The sequence below is a fragment of the Lysinibacillus sp. FW12 genome (genome assembly GCF_050817245.1).
Lineage (GTDB): Bacteria > Bacillota > Bacilli > Bacillales_A > Planococcaceae > Lysinibacillus > Lysinibacillus irui.
In genome coordinates this window covers 3,790,841-3,810,027 of the sequence record NZ_CP139094.1, presented here as the reverse complement: position 1 = coordinate 3,810,027, position 19,187 = coordinate 3,790,841, and the positions used below count along the sequence as shown (strand labels likewise).

General features: G+C 37.2%; 17 protein-coding genes. 10 read left to right on the top strand and 7 right to left on the bottom strand.

What is annotated here, in order from left to right; all coding sequences use genetic code 11:
* Positions 1 to 347: 347 nt before the first annotated feature.
* The gene (locus SJW71_RS19670) at positions 348 to 1,109 is read right to left on the bottom strand and encodes a DeoR/GlpR family DNA-binding transcription regulator (protein WP_396631758.1); all 762 of its coding nucleotides are present in this window, start codon (positions 1,107 to 1,109) and stop codon (positions 348 to 350) included.
* Positions 1,110 to 1,259: 150 nt separating this feature from the next.
* Here SJW71_RS19670 and SJW71_RS19665 point away from each other — a divergent pair, with 150 nt between their 5' ends.
* The 5 genes from SJW71_RS19665 to phnX are packed head-to-tail and all read left to right on the top strand — an operon-like array spanning position 1,260 to position 6,514.
* A complete protein-coding gene (locus SJW71_RS19665; protein WP_312506827.1) occupies positions 1,260 to 2,012 on the top strand; it encodes an ABC transporter ATP-binding protein in 753 nt (250 codons plus the stop codon).
* A complete protein-coding gene (locus tag SJW71_RS19660; protein ID WP_322604684.1) occupies positions 2,005 to 3,636 on the top strand; it encodes an ABC transporter permease subunit in 1,632 nt (543 codons plus the stop codon). Before SJW71_RS19665 ends, SJW71_RS19660 begins: the two co-directional genes overlap by 8 nt.
* The gene (locus SJW71_RS19655) at positions 3,633 to 4,619 is read left to right on the top strand and encodes an extracellular solute-binding protein (RefSeq protein ID WP_322604683.1); all 987 of its coding nucleotides are present in this window, start codon (positions 3,633 to 3,635) and stop codon (positions 4,617 to 4,619) included. Before SJW71_RS19660 ends, SJW71_RS19655 begins: the two co-directional genes overlap by 4 nt.
* Positions 4,620 to 4,632: 13 nt before the next feature.
* Complete coding sequence (gene phnW / locus SJW71_RS19650; RefSeq protein WP_322604682.1) at positions 4,633 to 5,733, top strand: 2-aminoethylphosphonate--pyruvate transaminase; 1,101 nt, start codon at positions 4,633 to 4,635, stop codon at positions 5,731 to 5,733.
* On the top strand, positions 5,723 to 6,514 hold the full coding sequence (gene phnX / locus SJW71_RS19645) for a phosphonoacetaldehyde hydrolase (RefSeq protein ID WP_431811353.1): 792 nt from the start codon (positions 5,723 to 5,725) through the stop codon (positions 6,512 to 6,514). Before phnW ends, phnX begins: the two co-directional genes overlap by 11 nt.
* A 39-nt stretch (positions 6,515 to 6,553) precedes the next feature.
* Here phnX and def read toward each other — a convergent pair whose 3' ends face one another.
* Entirely contained in the window at positions 6,554 to 7,111 is a 558-nt protein-coding gene (def, locus tag SJW71_RS19640) for a peptide deformylase (protein WP_274795799.1), read from the bottom strand.
* Positions 7,112 to 7,505: 394 nt separating this feature from the next.
* Here def and pdhA point away from each other — a divergent pair, with 394 nt between their 5' ends.
* The 5 genes from pdhA (at position 7,506) to SJW71_RS19615 (ending at position 13,320) form a co-directional block, all read left to right on the top strand.
* On the top strand, positions 7,506 to 8,621 hold the full coding sequence (gene pdhA, locus SJW71_RS19635; protein ID WP_274795800.1) for a pyruvate dehydrogenase (acetyl-transferring) E1 component subunit alpha: 1,116 nt from the start codon (positions 7,506 to 7,508) through the stop codon (positions 8,619 to 8,621).
* A gap of 3 nt (positions 8,622 to 8,624) precedes the next feature.
* Positions 8,625 to 9,602 (top strand): alpha-ketoacid dehydrogenase subunit beta, encoded by a 978-nt coding sequence (locus SJW71_RS19630; RefSeq protein WP_274795801.1) that lies wholly within the window; start codon positions 8,625 to 8,627, stop codon positions 9,600 to 9,602.
* Positions 9,603 to 9,646: 44 nt separating this feature from the next.
* Positions 9,647 to 10,996: a dihydrolipoamide acetyltransferase family protein gene (locus SJW71_RS19625; protein ID WP_322604680.1), complete on the top strand. Its 1,350-nt coding sequence runs from the start codon at positions 9,647 to 9,649 to the stop codon at positions 10,994 to 10,996.
* A 5-nt stretch (positions 10,997 to 11,001) separates the two neighbouring features.
* Entirely contained in the window at positions 11,002 to 12,417 is a 1,416-nt protein-coding gene (lpdA, locus tag SJW71_RS19620; protein ID WP_274795803.1) for a dihydrolipoyl dehydrogenase, read from the top strand.
* A gap of 120 nt (positions 12,418 to 12,537) precedes the next feature.
* Positions 12,538 to 13,320 carry an SDR family NAD(P)-dependent oxidoreductase gene (locus SJW71_RS19615; RefSeq protein WP_274797274.1) on the top strand — a complete coding sequence of 261 codons (783 nt, stop codon included), beginning with the start codon at positions 12,538 to 12,540 and terminating at the stop codon, positions 13,318 to 13,320.
* Positions 13,321 to 13,369: 49 nt separating this feature from the next.
* Here SJW71_RS19615 and SJW71_RS19610 read toward each other — a convergent pair whose 3' ends face one another.
* The 5 genes from SJW71_RS19610 to SJW71_RS19590 all read right to left on the bottom strand — a co-directional run bounded on the left by SJW71_RS19610 (position 13,370) and on the right by SJW71_RS19590 (position 18,926).
* Positions 13,370 to 14,896 (bottom strand): tripartite tricarboxylate transporter permease, encoded by a 1,527-nt coding sequence (locus SJW71_RS19610; protein WP_322604679.1) that lies wholly within the window; start codon positions 14,894 to 14,896, stop codon positions 13,370 to 13,372.
* A 15-nt stretch (positions 14,897 to 14,911) separates the two neighbouring features.
* Positions 14,912 to 15,385 carry a tripartite tricarboxylate transporter TctB family protein gene (locus SJW71_RS19605; RefSeq protein ID WP_274795805.1) on the bottom strand — a complete coding sequence of 158 codons (474 nt, stop codon included), beginning with the start codon at positions 15,383 to 15,385 and terminating at the stop codon, positions 14,912 to 14,914.
* A 91-nt stretch (positions 15,386 to 15,476) separates the two neighbouring features.
* Positions 15,477 to 16,496, bottom strand: a complete 1,020-nt coding sequence (locus tag SJW71_RS19600) for a tripartite tricarboxylate transporter substrate binding protein (RefSeq protein ID WP_274795806.1) — start codon at positions 16,494 to 16,496, stop codon at positions 15,477 to 15,479.
* 125 nt (positions 16,497 to 16,621) lie between these two features.
* On the bottom strand, positions 16,622 to 17,311 hold the full coding sequence (locus SJW71_RS19595) for a response regulator (protein WP_274795807.1): 690 nt from the start codon (positions 17,309 to 17,311) through the stop codon (positions 16,622 to 16,624).
* Positions 17,298 to 18,926, bottom strand: coding sequence for an ATP-binding protein (locus SJW71_RS19590; protein ID WP_274795808.1), 1,629 nt, complete (start codon positions 18,924 to 18,926; stop codon positions 17,298 to 17,300). The genes SJW71_RS19595 and SJW71_RS19590 overlap by 14 nt, the downstream gene beginning before the upstream one ends.
* Between the last annotated feature and the right edge of the window lie 261 nt (positions 18,927 to 19,187).

The window sequence follows — 19,187 nt, the reverse complement described above, 5'->3', positions numbered from 1 at the left end:
AAGATATTCCTTAGTCAAAGGTGAAAGAGGTTTTGATTCCCAAAAGTCTTATCTTAAAGTTGTTCATTACTCATTTTATTAATGGTTGTTGTGAATTTATTAAAAGTAAGTGCATATCCTTTTCTCTAATAATAGAAATAAGGAGCTATTTGTTCACTATTACTTGATATTTTTTATGCATAGTTGATTGGAGTGGAGCCAGCGTCACTCCTAGGGGATTAGCGTCACAGATGAGACCCTGGAGCGAACGTAGTGAGTGAAGCGGCTCATCGGACGCCCCCTGGAAAGGACGCTGGCGGAACAGAAATCAACCCTCGCCTTGCGAAATGATTGTTAAAATCACTTTTTTAATCCTCATCTGCGTTAACCACTTTTATTGGAATGCCATTATCCGCAAAATGCTGAATCGTAGTTTTAGGTAGGGCGTCATCTGTGATAATGCCATCTATATCTTTGACTGGACAAACTTGAATGGCTACATCTTTATTAAATTTTGAAGAATCCGTAGCCACATAGACAGTTTGAGAGATGGAAATAATTTGTTTCCTTGTGATGGCTTCCTCTAAGCTAAAATCTGAAATGCCTTTTTCGATTGAAACACCGCTAGCACAAATAAAAGCCTTATTGATATTAAGGTGTTCAAAGCGGAACAAAAACTCATTGGACGTTACTGATTTTTCCGAGTGGCGTACTTTACCACCGATTAGTATAACCTCGATAGTGGAACCAATTAAATCAAATGCTACAGGCAATGAGTTTGTTACCACTGTTAATTTTTCCTTCTCCTTTAAAAATGGTGTCATTTGATATGTAGTTGTCCCGCTATCTATAAAAATACACTCCCCATCTTGAACAAGCGAAGCGCAAGCTTTAGCAATGGCGATTTTCTCAGTTATCTGCGTATGAAGTCGTTGGTCAATTAATCCCTCAACTGGCTCAATATATTTAACGCCCCCATAAAATTTCTCTATCTTCTTATCTTGCATCAATTGTTGGACATCACGACGAATTGTTTCCATTGAAACGTTAAATTCTTTTGTGAGTGTCACTAGTTTTACAACCTTATGTTGTCGTACAAATTGCAAAATTTGCTGTTGCCTTTCTATCATATACATTTCATCACCTCTACTACTATTTACTCAAAGTAAGCATAAGTTTGTCAACAGTTGGTCAGAATTTACTCAACATTTACACAAAAACGCATTTTCCTTTACAAATTGCCACTATACTAAAGCTAGGAACTGAGAGAGGTGAACAATTTGTTAGAACTAAAAAATATCTCGAAAAGCTATAAAAATAAGAAAGTTTTAGAAGATATCAATATAACCATCGAATCAGGTGAGATCATTTCATTATTAGGGCCAAGTGGTTGTGGGAAAACAACTTTGCTTAATATTATCTTAGGCCTTACAGATCAAACAGCTGGTCAGCTTGTTTACAATGGCCAAGATATATCAAAGCAATCGATGCAAGAAAGAGGATTTAATATTGTGTTTCAGGATTTTGCGTTATTTCCTCATTTGAATGCATATGACAATATCGTTTATGGACTGAAAAATAAACAAGAGCAAATGTCTAAGGGGGATATACAAGAATATATTGACTTTTTAGAGCTGACACCACATTTACATAAAAAGATTCACGAATTATCAGGTGGACAAAAGCAACGTGTTTCCATTGCCAGAACACTTGTGATGCAGCCAAAAATTTTATTGCTGGATGAGCCGTTAAGTGCATTAGATGGCGTCATTAAAGAATCGATAAAGGAACGCATTAAATCCATTGCTCGTGAATTTAATTTAACGACTATTATTGTCACACATGATCCAGAAGAAGCCTTAACACTTTCAGATAAAGTCATGATTATTAATGATGGAACAGTTGCTCAATTTGGCACACCTCATGAAATAGTAACAGCACCAAAAAATCAATTTATTGAGGATTTTATCTTAAGACAGCTACATATTAAGCGACACAATATCTATCAATTATTTGGAGAAACGTATGCTTAAAACGAATAAAATGATGAAATTAATTTTTCTGCCCATTCTATTATTTTTCCTATTGTTTTTAATTGTGCCATTACTTTATATGTTTTGGCAGTCTTTCAAAATAGGAAATGTGCTGACCTTTCAAAATTATATAGATGCTTTAAGTAATATAGAGCTTCGTGAAGCTTTTATTAATAGCTTTAAAGTTTCTTTTGTAGCATCAGTAGTTACCACTATTTTAGCTTTTTTATTGGCATATGCTGTTCATTTTACAACGATCCATCGCCATACGAAAAAGCTAGTACAGGTTGGAATTACTTTACCAATGTTACTACCAACCATCACCTATGGTTTCGTGTTGATTTATACATTTGGTAATCAAGGAATTCTAACAAAATTAATCGGTCAACCTCTTTTTACAATCTATGGGTACAACGGTTTAGTGATAGGTTACGTTTTATATACATTACCGGTTGCTTTTATTTTAATGCAAAATTCCATGCAATATATCGACAAACGATTCTTACTTGTTTCGATATTGATGCGTGATCATTCGCTCCGTCGATTTTATCATACTGTATTCCGTCCAATGCTAGGAACAATTGGTGGGGCCTTTATTTTAACGTTTATATTAAGCTTCACTGACTTTGGGATCCCTGCATCAGTCGGGGGGAATTACAGGGTGATTGCTACGGAGCTTTATCAAGCGATGTTAGGTTCAATTGTCCATTTTGAACGTGGAGCCGTAATTTCTGTTTTTATGCTTGTACCAGCAATACTCGGTGTAGTTATGTTAACGATTTTAGAGCGCTTTAATTTTCAGTATAAACAAGTCGGACAAAGTGAACTTGTCAAACATCGTCTACGTGATGTGTTGTTTACTGTTTATTCAATGGTCTGTGTAGCTGTTGTCTTGTTCGTTTTTTCAACAATGTTTATCGTGCCTTTTACGAAAGGCTATCCCTATGACCTAAGCTTCACATTAGAGCATGTCCAAAATGTACTTGCTGAGAAAGATTTAACAAAGGTTTATATCAATTCTCTGATCGTAGCGGTTTTAACTGCCGTATTAGGGGTAGTTATTACATTTATGTCAGCCCTCCTTAATGCAAGGACACCACTAAAAGGAAAGAAAAGTTTGGATGTAGCATCTATGATCACCAATACAGTACCGGGGATGGTGCTTGGGTTATCCTATTTGTTTTTCTTTAATGGAACGTCCTTGAAAGGTACCTTTTTCATCATTATCGCTTGTAATATTGTGCATTTTTTTACAACTCCGTATTTAATGGCGAAAAATTCTCTGCAAAAGATGGACCCTACTTGGGAAGTGACAGCGGAGCTATTAAGGGACTCGTGGTTGAAAACCATTGTACGTATTATTTTGCCAAATATTAGAGCGACGATTTATCAAATGTTTAGCTATTATTTTTTAAATGCGATGGTTACTGTCAGTGGCGTTATTTTCCTTGTTAGCACGAAAACAATGCTTGTATCGACACGGATAAAAGAGCTTCAGCATTTTGCGAAATACACCGATATTTTCGTACTATCAATATTTATTTTATGTACAAACCTCATTGTGAAATTAGGTTGTGATTATATAACAACTCATAAAGAAAAAGTGGAGGAGATCTCAAAATGAAAAAATCAACAGGCATGATGTTAGGGACAGTTAGTGCAGCGGCAATCGTTTTAGCTGCATGTGGAGGGGCTGAAGCAAATTCCGAAGAGCAGGTCATTATTTATTCAAATGCTGATGATGAAGCAATTGAAGTTATGGAGTCTACATTAGATGACAAGGGCTATAAAGGAAAGTACTTAATCCAATCCTTTGGTACTTCGGAATTGGGTGGGAAAATGATGGCTGAAGGAACAGATATTGAAGCAGATGTGGTGACGATGGCTTCTTATTTTATAGAAAGTGCACAAACCACTAAATCCATGTTTGTGGATATTTCTTCAGACTTAAAGCCTCTTGATGGCGGTGTGACGTATGCACTGCCGATTTTAGGAAATGTAGGTTCTATTTTTATTAATACAGAGGTGTTACAACAAAAAGGTCTACCTGTACCGCAAACGATTAAGGATTTGACAGACCCTGCCTACAAGGATTTAGTGTCATTCCCAAATATTATGGATTCCTCAACGGGATGGCTATTAGTACAAGCTATCATTAAGGACTATGGTGAGCAAGAAGGTCAAAAGGTTTTAGCAGATTTAATTAGTAATGCGGGCCCACATATTGAAAGCTCGGGCTCAGGACCAATAAAAAAAGTGAAAACGGGTGAAGTTGCAGCTGGATTTGGTTTACGTATTCAGGCCATAGATGCCAAAAATGAAGGGTTGCCAATCGATTATATTGACCCGACAGAAGGAAACTTCACATTAACGGAATCTGTGGCTGTAGTAGATAAAGAGGGAGATGAAGCGTTAGCTAAAGAAATCGCTAAGGTCATTGCAACAGAGGCGCGTGGTGGTCTATTAGAGCAATATCCTGTTGCTCTTTATGAAGGGGAACAAGTGAAAGATGAACATGTTCCTGCTTATCTCAAAAAGTGGGACTCTACATTAACGGTAGATTTATTAGAAAAACATCAAGCTTTCTTTAAAGAAGCACAACGATAAGGAGTTTTAACAAATGAGTAACTATAAATTATTGACACCAGGACCATTAACAACAACTGAAGCAGTAAAACAGGAAATGTTAAAAGATCGTTGTACATGGGATGATGACTATAAAAATGTTACACAAGTAATTCGCAAGCAACTTTTGGCGTTAGCTCAAGTCGATGAGCCGGATTACACAGCGGTCCTTATGCAAGGTAGTGGTAGCTTTGTAGTAGAATCTGTTCTCACAACAGCTATAAGTGAAGACGATAAAGTGTTAATCATCACAAATGGAGCTTATGGTGAAAGAATGGTTGAAATGGCCAAAGTACTAAAGCTACAGCATGTTGTTTACAGTGTTCCTTATGATGAGCAGCCATCATCAATAGCTATTCAAGATTTACTTGAAAAAGATGCGAGTATTACGCACGTGGCTGTCGTGCATTGTGAAACAACAACAGGTATTTTAAATCCAATTAAAGGAATTGGGGAAGTTGTTCATTCGTTCAACAAAACATTTATCGTAGATGCAATGAGTAGCTTCGGTGGAGTGCCAATGAATTTATCAAGCTTGCATATAGACTTTTGTATTAGTAGTGCCAATAAATGTATTCAAGGCGTGCCGGGGTTTGGGTTTGTTATTGCTAAAACAAATGTATTAGAGAAATGCAAAGGTCAGGCTCGTAGTGTTGCATTAGATTTGTATCATCAATGGGAAGTGATGAAGCATGATGGCAAATGGCGCTTTACTTCTCCTACGCATGTAGTGGCAGCTTTTGCGAAGGCGCTAGAAGAGCTAGACGAAGAGGGCGGAATCAACGCTCGCTATAAGCGCTATGCGGATAATAATCAAATACTACGCTCTCGTTTATCAGTGCTTGGCTTTGAAGCGTATATTGCGGAAGAGCTACAATCACCTATTATTACAACATTTTTGTTCCCATATAAAGAGTTTTCTTTTGAGCACTTTTATGAGGAAATGAAAAAAGCAGGTTTTGTTATCTATCCTGGTAAGCTGACAGATGTGGATACATTCCGTATTGGCAATATCGGTGATATTCATGAGGAAGATATGCAAGCGTTATGTGAGATAATAGAAAATTATATGGTGGTGAAAAACAATGAAAATTGAAACGGTTATTTTGGATTGGGCAGGAACAGCAGTTGATTTTGGTTGCTTTGCCCCTGTCAATGTTTTTTTATCGATTTTTGAAGATGCTGGTGTCAATGTAACATTAGAAGAAGCTCGAAAACCAATGGGCATGTTAAAAATTGACCATATTCGTACCATGCTAGAAATGCCAAGAATTAATGAGGAGTGGCAACGAATTCATGGACAAGCTTTTACAGAAAATGACGTGCATACATTATATAATCAGTTCGAAACGAAATTAATGGAATCGTTAGCAAACTATACAGATCCGATCCAACATGTGAAGACAGCGGTACAGCAATTAAGAGAAGCGGGTATTCGAATTGGCTCTACAACAGGCTATACTGATTCGATGATGGAAGTAGTGACGAAAAATGCAACTAACAAAGGCTACCAACCTGATTTTCTTGTAACACCCACACAGGTTGGTGATAAAGGACGACCATACCCATATATGATTTTTAAAAACATGCAGGCATTAGGCTCGAAGGCAACCAAGCAAGTCGTAAAGGTTGGCGATACGACTTCAGATATAATGGAAGCATTAAATGCTGGTGTTTGGGCTGTTGGTGTTATTATTGGAAGTTCAGAAATGGGATTATCTGAAGAAGAATTTCAAGCACTCACTTCTGAAGAACAGCAACAAGTCATAGCCGAAACGAGACGTATTTTTGAAGAAACAGGGGCACACTATACAATTGAAACAATGGCAGAGCTACCTAAATTAATTGAAACAATTAATGCTCGTTTAAATCGATAAAAATAAACCTCGGCAGATGTATAACTGCCGAGGTTTATTTTAATCTCGCTCATATGGAATGGAATCAGGTATTTCTGCAAATGGGTTTTTTTCATTGATACGATCATAAAACATTACGCCGTTTAGATGATCTAGTTCATGCTGAAATGCAATAGCTGGCAAACCTTTAAGACGCATTTTCTTTTCTTCGCCATCAATTGTTTTAAATTTGACTGTGATGCGCGCATGACGGGGTACATAACCAGGTATATTACGGTCAACAGAGAGACAACCTTCTCCTGCTGTTAGGTATGTGTTTTCGACAGAGTGGCTTACAATTTTCGGATTAATGGCAACAAAGCTTAATTGTTCACCAGCCTCATCTTTTAAATGTAGAGCAAACATACGCTGTAAGCTATTTACCTGATTGGCAGCTAGGCCAATACCACTACGCAAATTATATTTTTCTGCCATTTCAGGGTCTTGGCTGTTGATTAAATACTGAAGCATATCTTCAGCGAGCTTTCTTGTTTCATCAGTTAAAGGGAATTTAACTTCCTCAGCTTTTGTGCGTAAAGTCGGATGACCTTCGCGGATAATATCATCCATTAAAATCATATAGTAATCTTCCTTTCAACTTTGTAGTGCCTTACTAATAAGTATACATCACGTCTTAAAACAATCACATGTAAAAAGACCTTATTTGAATATACTCAAAAAATTTTTCTAATGCTATTAGATTTTCTAGATTGGGGTATTCTACTATTGGAAAACCTGTTGGAAAACTTAAGGAATATATGGTGTTAATAAGGTGTTGTAATACAGATTTTAGATATTGGTAATACAGTATAGGACAGTGGTATTGGAATGTTATTTTAGAAAAAATCTTTGTTTATAGCCGTAATATATGATTGACCGACAGTATTTTATTCAGTATACTGAGTGTCAAGAATAAGTTGTACTAGTAAAAATGGTGATTTATTTTAATACAGCTGAAAGGGAGATGTGACAAATGAGCAAGAAAAACAATAATATTTTTGATGCGAAACAAACGCTAACTGAAATCGAAGATAAATTTGAAATGTTTCAAATTTTAAATGAAGAAGGCGAAATTATAAATAAAGAGGCAGACCCAAAACTATCTGATGAGGAACTAGTTGAACTAATGACACGTATGGTTTACACACGTATTTTAGATCAACGCTCAATCTCACTAAATCGTCAAGGACGTTTAGGTTTCTATGCTCCTACAGCAGGTCAGGAAGCTTCACAACTTGCTTCTCACTTTGCATTAGAGCAAGAGGATTGGATTTTACCAGGTTACCGTGATGTACCACAAATTGTATGGCATGGCTTACCTCTTGAAAAAGCATTTTTATTCTCACGTGGTCACTTCATTGGGAATCAGGTTCCTGAAGGTGTAAACGTTTTAGCTCCACAAATTATTATCGGAGCACAATATATTCAAGCTGCAGGAGTGGCACTTGGTATTAAAAAACGCGGGAAAAAAGCTGTTGCCGTAACTTATACAGGTGACGGTGGTTCATCACAAGGTGACTTCTATGAAGGAATTAACTTTGCAGGTGCATTTAAATCTCCAGCAATCTTTATCGTACAAAATAACCAATATGCAATTTCAACTCCTCGTGAATTGCAAACAGCTGCTAAAACAATTGCACAAAAAGGTGTAGCAGCAGGTTTACCAAGTATTCTAGTAGATGGAATGGATGCGCTTGCAGTTTATGTAGCTACTCGTGATGCTCGTGAACGTGCAATTAATGGCGAAGGTCCAACATTAATTGAAACTATGTGTTACCGTTATGGTCCGCATACAATGGCAGGGGATGACCCAACTCGTTACCGTACTTCTGATACTGATAATGAATGGGCTCAAAAAGACCCTCTTGTTCGCTTCCGTAAATACCTAGAAGCAAAAGGTTTATGGGATGAAAAGAAGGAAGAAGCAGTAATTGAGCGTGCAAAAGAAGAAATTAAAGAAGCAATCAAAAAAGCAGATGCTGCTCCAAAACAAAAAGTGACAGAGTTAATGGAAAATATGTATAAAGGCGAAATGCCATCTAATTTAAAAGAACAGTATGAAATCTATAAAGAGAAGGAGTCGAAATAACCAATGGCACAAATGACGATGATTCAAGCAATTACAGATGCACTTCGCACAGAATTAAAGAATGATGAAAACGTTCTTGTATTCGGGGAAGATGTAGGTGTCAACGGTGGGGTATTCCGCGCTACAGAAGGCCTACAAAAAGAGTTCGGTGTTGATCGTGTGTTCGATACACCATTAGCAGAATCAGGTATTGGTGGGTTAGCAGTCGGTCTTTCTCTTCAAGGATTCCGTCCAGTTCCTGAAATTCAATTCTTTGGTTTCGTATATGAAGTAATGGATTCTATTAGTGGTCAATTAGCACGTATGAGCTACCGTAGTGGTGGTGTATACAATGCGCCAGTAACAATCCGTTCACCATTTGGTGGTGGTGTGCATACACCTGAAATGCACTCAGATAGCTTAGAAAGCCTAATGACAGCACAACCAGGTTTAACAGTTGTTGTACCATCAACACCATATGATGCAAAAGGATTACTTATTTCATCAATCCGTAATGATAACCCAGTTATTTTCCTAGAGCACTTAAAACTTTACCGTTCATTCCGTGAAGAAGTGCCAGAGGAAGCATATGAAATTCCGCTAGGCAAAGCAGATGTAAAACGCGAAGGTAAAGATTTAACAATTATCGCTTACGGATTAATGGTTCATGAAAGCTTAAAGGCTGCAGAGGAACTTGAAAAAGAAGGACATTCTGTAGAAGTAATTGACTTACGTACAATTCAACCAATCGATGTGGATACTATTATCGCATCAGTTGAAAAAACAGGACGTGCGATTGTTGTCCAAGAGGCTCAAAAACAAGCGGGTATCGCTGCAAACGTAGTAGCAGAAATTACAGAGCGCGCAATTTTAAGCTTAGAAGCTCCTGTTCTTCGTGTGGCTGCACCAGATACTGTGTACCCATTCCCACAAGCTGAAGGTGTTTGGTTACCAAACTACAAAGATGTAATGGAAACAGCGAAAAAAGTTTTAACATTCTAATAAAGCTTCTAAACTTGAAGAGTAAATAGAAAGGATGGGTACACATGGCATTTGAATTCAGACTACCGGATATTGGCGAGGGTATTCACGAAGGCGAGATCGTGAAATGGTTCGTTAAAGCTGGAGATACAGTTAAAGAAGACGATATTCTTTGTGAAGTACAAAATGATAAAGCAGTAGTAGAAATCCCTTCACCAGTAGAAGGTAAAGTAGAGGAAGTTTTAGTAGGAGAAGGGACTGTTGCCGTTGTTGGTGATGTCTTAATCCGATTTGATGCACCTGGTTATGAGGACTTAAAGCTTAAAGGTGACGATCATGCTGAAGCGAAAACAGAAGCACAAGTTCAAGCAACTGCTGAATCTGGTCAGAATGTAGAAAAAGCTCCTACAAACGAGGAGAAGGCACCAGAAAAAGCTCAAGATAAAGCTCCAGACAAAGTGGAGACTGTTGTTGATGAATCAAAACGTGTGATTGCAATGCCTTCTGTACGTAAATTTGCACGTGATAACGATGTTAACATTCGTGAAGTGAAGGGTACAGGTAAAAATGGTCGAATCCTAAAAGAAGATATTGAAAACTTCTTAAAAGGTGGAGGTACTGTAGAAGCTCAAGCTGCAAATGTTGAAGCAACTGAAGCAACGGCGCAGGAAGAGACAGCAGCACCGGCAGCACCAGTAGTTCTTGAAGGGGAATTCCCTGAGACGCGTGAGAAAATGTCTGGTATTCGAAAAGCGATTGCAAAAGCAATGGTACACTCGAAACAAACGGCTCCTCATGTTACACTAATGGATGAAGTCGATGTAACAGCTCTTGTAGCACATCGTAAAAAATTCAAAGATATCGCTGCTGAAAAAGGTGTTAAATTAACATACTTACCATATGTAGTTAAAGCTCTTATTTCAACTTTACGCGAGTTCCCAGAATTTAACCGCTCATTAGATGATGCTACACAAGAAATTATTCAGAAGCATTACTATAATATCGGTATTGCTGCTGATACTGAAAGAGGCCTACTAGTACCAGTTATTAAGCATGCAGATCGTAAATCTGTATTTGCAGTGTCTAATGAAATCAATGAGTTAGCGACGAAAGCCCGTGAAGGCAAGCTTGCGCCACATGAAATGAAAGGTGCTTCCATGTCCATTACGAATATTGGCTCTGCAGGAGGACAATGGTTCACACCAGTAATTAATCATCCTGAAGTAGCAATACTAGGTATTGGTCGAATTTCAGAAAAACCTGTAATAAAAAATGGTGAAATTGTAGCCGCACCTGTGTTAGCATTATCATTGAGCTTTGATCATCGTATGATCGATGGAGCCACTGCGCAAAATGCTTTAAATCACTTAAAGCGTTTGTTAAGTGAGCCAGAATTATTATTAATGGAGGCGTAACAAAAATGGTAGTAGGAGATTTCCCAATCGAAACAGATACTCTTGTCATTGGTTCAGGTCCTGGAGGATATGTAGCAGCAATTCGTGCAGCTCAAACTGGCCAAAAAGTAACAATCGTTGAAAAAAATGTACTTGGTGGTGTGTGCTTAAACGTAGGTTGTATCCCATCAAAAGCATTAATTTCAGTAGGTCACCGTTTTGAGCAAGCTAAACATTCAGATGACATGGGAATCATCGCTTCTGATGTGAAATTAGACTTCTCAAAAGCACAAGCATTTAAAGACAGCGTTGTTAAAAAATTAACTGGCGGTGTTGAAGGCTTACTTAAAGGAAACAAAGTTGAAATTGTACAAGGTGAAGCTTATTTCGTTGACGCTCATTCAGTGCGTATCATCAATGGTGAATCTGCTCAAACTTACACATTTAACAATGTCATTATTGCAACAGGTTCTCGTCCAGTTGAGATTCCAACATTCAAATTCTCTGATCGCGTACTAAATTCTACTGGTGCACTTTCTTTACAAGAAGTTCCTGGTAAATTAGTTGTTATCGGTGGAGGTTATATTGGTACAGAGCTAGGATCAGCTTACGCAAACCTTGGCTCTCAAGTAACAATTATTGAAGGCGGAAAAGATATTTTAGCTGGCTTCGAAAAACAAATGACTCAAATCGTTAAAAAAGGCCTTAAAAAGAAAGGCGTTGAGATTGAAGTTAACGCGTCTGCAAAAGGCGTTGAAGAAACTGAAAACGGCGTAGTAGTAACTTATGAAGTTGGCGGAGAAGAGAAAAAGGTTGAAGCTGATTACGTATTAGTTACTGTAGGTCGTCGTCCAAATACAGATGAAATGGGCCTTGCTGAAATCGGAGTTGAATTCGGTGAACGTGGTCTAATCAATGTTGACAAACAATGTCGTACAAATATTCCAAACATCTATGCAATCGGTGATATCGTAGCTGGTCCACAACTTGCACATAAAGCATCTTACGAAGGTAAAGTTGCTGCTGAGGCGATTGCTGGTGAAAAATCAGTTGTTGATTATCTTGCTGTACCTGCTGTATGCTTCACAGATCCTGAAATGGCAACAGTTGGTTATAATGAAGATCAAGCAAAAGCAGAAGGCATCGAATACACAGCAGCGAAATTCCCATTCGCAGCAAATGGTCGTGCTCTTGCATTAAACCAATCAGAAGGCTTCGTGAAGCTTGTTGCTCGTAAAGAAGACGGCTTATTAATTGGTGCTCAAATCGTAGGTGCTGGTGCATCTGATATGATCGCTGAAATGGGCTTAGCGATTGAAGGCGGAATGACTGCTGAAGATATCGCATTAACAATTCACGCTCACCCAACATTAGGTGAAATTACAATGGAAACTGCTGAAGTACTACTTGGCAACCCAATTCACATTGTAGCAAAAAAATAATGGTAACAGTTCTAACGGCTATAAAGCAAATGCTTTGTAGCCGTTTTTTGTATATTGACCGTAATTTTGTTAAAGTAAAGATATTGTTAGGAATATTCGAAATAATTTGGGGTGATAATGATGGATTTAGGCTTAAAGGGGAAAGTGGCAATTATTACTGGGTCAAGTAAAGGAATTGGTTATTATACGGCTATGCAGCTTGTCAAAGAGGGAGCACAGGTTGTATTGTGTGCTCGTGGAGAAAAACAGCTACAAGTGGCAGCTGGATGTATTAAAAATGAAACAGGTATAGATGTTTTAATTGTTCCAACAGATATTACAAAAGAAAAAGATTGTAAGTATTTAATCGAACGTACTGTAGAACAATTTGGCCATATTGATATTCTCATTAATAATGCAGGTACCGCTTCAGCAAATCCCTTCGAAACGGTGAGTAGTGAATTATGGCAAGCTGATTTAGATTTAAAGGTATTTGGGGCCATTCATTGTTCAAAATATGCGGCACCTTATATGCGAAAAGCTGGCGGAGGTGCAATCGTCAATGTGACAGCTGTAATGGCGAAGACACCTCCAGCAAGCTCACTTCCTACTACTGTAAGCCGTGCTGCTGGACTTGCCTTAACAAAGGCAATGAGCAAGGATTTAGGAAAAGATAATATTCGAGTAAATTCTGTCTGTATAGGTCTTATTCGTAGTGACCAAATTGAAAAGAAATGGAAAAAAGAGGAACCGGATTTATCGTGGGAAGAATATTCCCGTAAGGTGGGGCAAGCTATTCCGCTCGGTCGTGTAGGTGATACACAAGAGGCTGCAAACGTTATAACTTTTTTAGTATCTGATGCAGCGAGCTACGTTACAGGCACTTCAGTTAATATCGATGGTGGCTCTGGCCACGCATTATAGAAAAGTAAAAATCCACTATACTTATAGAAGCATAGTGGGTTTTTAAATTTTAACCTTCTTCATTAATAAGTACATTTTTACCACGTATTTTCATAACCAGTGGTATAAGTAACCAAGAAATTGCAACCACTAAAAATAGTAATGATAAAGGCTTTGTTATAAAAATAGTAAAGTCTCCATTCGAAATGGTTAATGCACGGCGCATATTATTTTCAATCATTGGCCCTAGTACAAGTGCAAGGACTAAGGGAGCAACTGGGTAATCATTTTTAGCAAATAGATAACCAAGAACACCACAAGCTACTAATAAAAATAAATCAAACGTAGCGAATTGAACGGCATAAACGCCAAAAATTGAAATCGCAATAATAATGGGCAATAAATACTTTTTAGGTGTTTCGATTATTTTGGCAAAAATTCGGACCAATGGCATATTTAATGCTAGTAACATTAAGTTACCAATAAACATACTGGCAATTAATCCCCAAGCAACTTGAGGATGCTCATCAAATAATAATGGACCCGGCTGAATATTATACATAATAAGTGCACCCATTAAAATTGCAGTAGTACCTGAGCCGGGAATTCCTAATGTTAGCAAGGGAATCATTGCACCGCCTGATGCAGCATTGTTCGCTGATTCAGGTCCAGCTACACCCGCAATATGACCTTTTCCGAATTGCTCGGGTGTTTTACTGAATTTTTTTTCGGTAATATAAGAAAAGAATGAGGCAAGTGTTGCGCCTGCACCGGGTAATACACCGATGAAAAAGCCTAGTAATGAGCCGCGAGCAATAGGAACAGCACTATCCTTTAAATCTTGCTTTGTTGGTAATACACGATTAATTTTTGCTAATTGACCATCCTCTTCTTCTTTTTCAAGAATGGTTTTAAATACTTCACCTAATGCAAATAAACCAACAGCGATAGTTAAAAATTCAATTCCAGAGAACAGCATAGGCTGACCAAATGTAAAACGTTCGATACCTGATACGGCATCTATACCAACTGTCCCGAGCATAAGCCCTAAAACAGTCATGATTAAAGCTTTGGTAATAGAACGTCCTGCTAGTCCACTTACTGCTGCAAGTCCTAATAGCATCAGAGAAAAGTATTCTGCGGGTCCAAATTTAAGTGCTAATTTTGACAATGGATTAGCTAATAGTATTAGACCTAGTAACGCTACAACTCCAGCACAAAATGAGCCAATGGCCGCGATAGAAAGAGCACTTCCAGCACGGCCTTGTTTAGCCATTTGATAGCCATCCAATGTTGTCACAACTGATGAGGACTCACCAGGCGTGTTTAATAGAATGGATGTTGTTGATCCACCATACATGGCTCCGTAGTATACCCCTGCAAGTAAAATAATTGAGCTTGTAGCGGCAGCCTCCGTTGGAAGTCCAGCTGTAATAGTTGCTGTAACGGGGATTAATAAAGCAACCCCGCTCATTGGACCTATACCTGGAAGTACACCAACTGCTGTACCAATTATGACACCAACAAGAGCGAATAAAAGATTTTGCCATTGAAGGGCAACAGCAAATCCATCAGCTAAAAATTGCAATGTCGACATATGTTCACTCCTGTACTAAAAAATTGGGAAACTAGGCAACGATCCTCCTAGTAAACTTGTAAATAAATAATAGACACCTAGTGAAAATCCAGCTGCAATAAAAATTGAATAAATAAGTTTAGTACGTTCCATTGTTTGGAAGCTAATACACAAAAATAAAAATGTTGTTATCATATAACCAATTTTTTCAAGGAAAAATACATACGCTAGAGCGCTACCCAAAATGATTAAGAACTTTTTGAGCTCTGTTGAAGATATTTTAGAAGAAGTTGTTGGTCCTGTGTTTCGCTCTCTCACAGCTTTTTTCCATGATTCATAAAATAATTGAAGACTTAATAAACCTAAAATAATACCTAAACCTAATGGGAAAATTTTTGGCCCAACTGTAGACCCATAAGCACTATCAGAAATCTGTGTTGCTTGAAAAATAAACAAAATGCTAAGTGCTAAGAGGATTATGCTAAATGTTTTATCAAATGTATAGCTCAAACGTTTTACACCTCCATTAAAAATAAATAAAGTTACACAAGTAGTTCTATATTTAATGGAAATACTTGTGTCTTTTTTAAAAAACGATTTTTTATTTTTGCATACCAAGAGCTGTAAGTAGTTCAATGATTATTTTATTTTGATTGTCTAGATAAGCTGTAAATTCTTCCGCATTACGGTATTCTGCTTGCCAGCCATTACGTGTCACCTCAGCTTGCCATTCTTTTGATTCAGACATTGCCTGTAATTTTTCAGACCAATAGGTAATCGCATCTTCACTCATATTTTTTGGACCGAAAATACCACGCCAAATTGTAAATTCCTCATCAATACCAGACTCTTTAAATGTAGGAACCTCTGCTAGCTCACCTTCTAAGCGTTCAGAGGAACTTACAGCTAATACACGAACATCTCCAGATTTAACATAAGTAGCAATTGTGGAGGCATCTGTTGCAATAACATCAGCATTGCCACCTAATAATGCTGTAACCGCCTCACCGCCACCGTCATAAGAAACATATTTAATTGTTTTTAAGTCAATGCCCGCTTTATAAGCCGGAATAATTCCTACTAGATGATCCATCGAACCCGGTGCAGAACCACCTGCTAATGTGACATCTTTTGGTGAAGTTTTCATGGCATTTAAAACATCTTCAAGCGTTTGAAAAGGAGAATCCTTTTTAACAACGATTGCGCCATAGTCACGTGTTAATTGTGCTAAAGGTGTAGTATCCTTATAGCCAAATTTACTATTTCCTTCAGCCTTTTCATGATTTATAAGGATCGGTGGTGATTTAACCATTAACATATAATCATTATTGGCCTCCTTTGTAGCAAATGTTGCCATGAAGGCAGCACCACCACCACCTGGCTTGTTCTCAACTTGAATTGCCTTATCAATTAACCCTGTGTCATTCATGGTTTTTGCTACTGCACGAGCGGTTAAATCCCAACCACCACCTGCACCAGATGGAGCAACAATGGTAATATTATTTTTCGGATAATCACTGGCGTTCTTTCCCTCTGTTTTTTCTCCATTTGATGATGAGCAGCCAACCAAACTAGTAAATAGTAAGCCAGCTACCATTATTTTAGAAATGTTCCTCCACATAAAAATCCCCCTTAAAAATAAAATGGTAGCGCTATCAATTTAGCGCTACCCATACTATAACTTACTTCATAATTTTAGGAATATTGTGATAATAATGTGAATTAACATCATTTTGTTCATAAAGTTTATTGAGAAATAAAGTATCGTCGTTCAGGACGACCAACTGTGCCATAAGTCAGTTCGGTATAGACCTGCTTTTGTGTAACTAAAAATTCTAAATAACGACGAGCGGTGGAACGGCTGACACCGATATTCTTTCCTAACAGCTCAGCTGTACTACCATTCTCCATTAAACTTAAATGGTTAATAACATGATTCATTGTTGTTGGATCAATCCCTTTTGGTAGTAATAACGGTGTTTCTTGAGGGCCGGATGAACCTGCTTTTGGCCAAAGATATTGAATTTTTTCTTGTGTAAAATTCTCATTATTTTTCAGCAATAAATGCTTGTAACGGAATTTTTCTATACTCTCTTTTAGTTGTTCGAATGTAAATGGCTTTAAAATGTAATCTGTAACATTTTTCCGATAAGCTTTCTGTACTATATGTGCCTCTGTGGCTGCGGTAATCAAAATAATGCTACTTGTTGGGCTTACTTCTTTAATTTTATCAATTAAATCAACCCCGAGTATATCTGGTAAAAAGACATCAAGTAATATAAGTTGCGGTGAAAATGATTGAAGCCAATCTAAAGCTTCTTCACCAGTGTTTGCCCGCGCAATTACTTTATAGCCTTCAATTTTTTCTAAAAAACGACAATGTACGTCTGCTACACGTACATCATCTTCAATTACTAGCACTTCAATATCGTTCATGGATCATAGTCCCCCTTTTGCTAATAGATACGATAAATAGGGCACCTCCTAAATCGCCTTTTTCAAGAGCAAGAGTGCCGTTTAGATCATGGATGCTGGAAATTACTTTTCTTAAACCATAGCCTCGATGTTTCCTATCTTTCGTGGAAATATTTTCAGAAAATAGTACATCTAATTTTTCTTGTGCTAAACCTTGACCAGAGTCCTCAACCTCAAAGATGATTTCCTCTCCATTATCTAATATAAAAAGCCTGATAATTGGTTGTCGCTCTTTGTTTTTATCAACCTCTTCAAAAGCATTGGTTAATAAATTCCCTATAATAGAAATAATTAGGCTTTTTTCAATGTTTTCAGGAAAGGTTTCTAAATAACTATCCTCATCAAAGATCAATTTGATCTTTAATTCACGGGCACGATTAAAAAATCCGATAATTAAACCATTTAAAAATGGGTCCTTTACACGCTTTGTTATAAATTGGGTTAGAGAAGAATGTCCTTGTACCTCTTTATGAATAATAGATAGTGCTTCATCAGAAGCATTTAATTGAATAAGGCCAGATATTGTGTAAAGGACATTATTAAACTCATGTGTTTGGGCACGTAAAGCCTCCGTATATTGTTTTACTTGTGATAATTCGATAGCCATTTGCTCTATTTCTGATTGTAATCGGAAACTTGCAACAGCGCCGACAACTTTACCATTCACCTTCATAGGTACACGGTTAACGATAATTTCATGACCATTAACAATCATCAATTTATCAAGTTGTTTTTCACCGTTCGTTAATACGTTAAGAAGATGTGTATTAGGTATATGCTGTTCGATATTATCACCAATGATAGAAGCTGAATCCGTTAAATTTAAGATTTTGGCGGCAGCATTATTTAGGGTTGTGATTTCACCTTTCTCATTAACCGTTATAATCGCTTCACGAACTGATTCAATTAAAGTATTTTTTTCTGTTAAGAGACTGGCAATTTCGCTTGGCTCTAAATTAAAAATTTGCTTTTTAATATTACGGGATAAAAAAATAGAACCGATTATACCGATGCTTAATGCAATCACCATCGTATAAAAAATATTATCAAGATATAAAAAATATAAGCTATCTAATTCACTTGTTAAGTATCCAATTGACACAACTCCAATAATCGATCCATTTGTGTCAAAGATAGGTGCCTTTCCACGAATGGATTGTCCCATTGAACCATTCGCAATGGAAATATAAGACTCACCATCGATTAATGCTCGGTTATTATCATCGCCAACCATGGTTTTACCAATACGGTCAGCGATAGGATGGGTGTAGCGTATGCCATGTTTATCTCCTATTACAACATAAGTAGCTTTTGCTGCAAGCATAATATCATTGCTAATTTTTTGTAGACTTTCGGAAGGATTATTTGTATGAAACGCTTCGATTACATCGCCCCTGCTAGCTGTTGTTTCAGCTAAATATAGTGCTCGGTTACCAATTTGTGTTTGCAACGCATCAGATATGGTCATATAAAAGAGAATGCCTGATAAAATGACAATAATAAAAATTAAAAAACTGCTGTAATAGGCAAAGCGAGCTTGAAGTTTTAATGTTTTAAAGATAATAGAAGATCCCACCTTATTGTGTATTATGGAAATTTTAGTAATATATATAACTAGTATATTTTGTAATTTTCGATTATATAAAAAAATTTTGAAAATTACTAGTTGGAATATTCTAAAAGTTATGAGGACCGAATCGGCACAATTAGCAAATGAAGCAGTTAAGTGATCTATTTATAAAATCAGTATGAGAGTATCATCATCAACAGCAACATCATGAAAGTTTTGGAGAATAGGAATTTGAATACCATTTCATAAAATTACTTAGATTTTTCA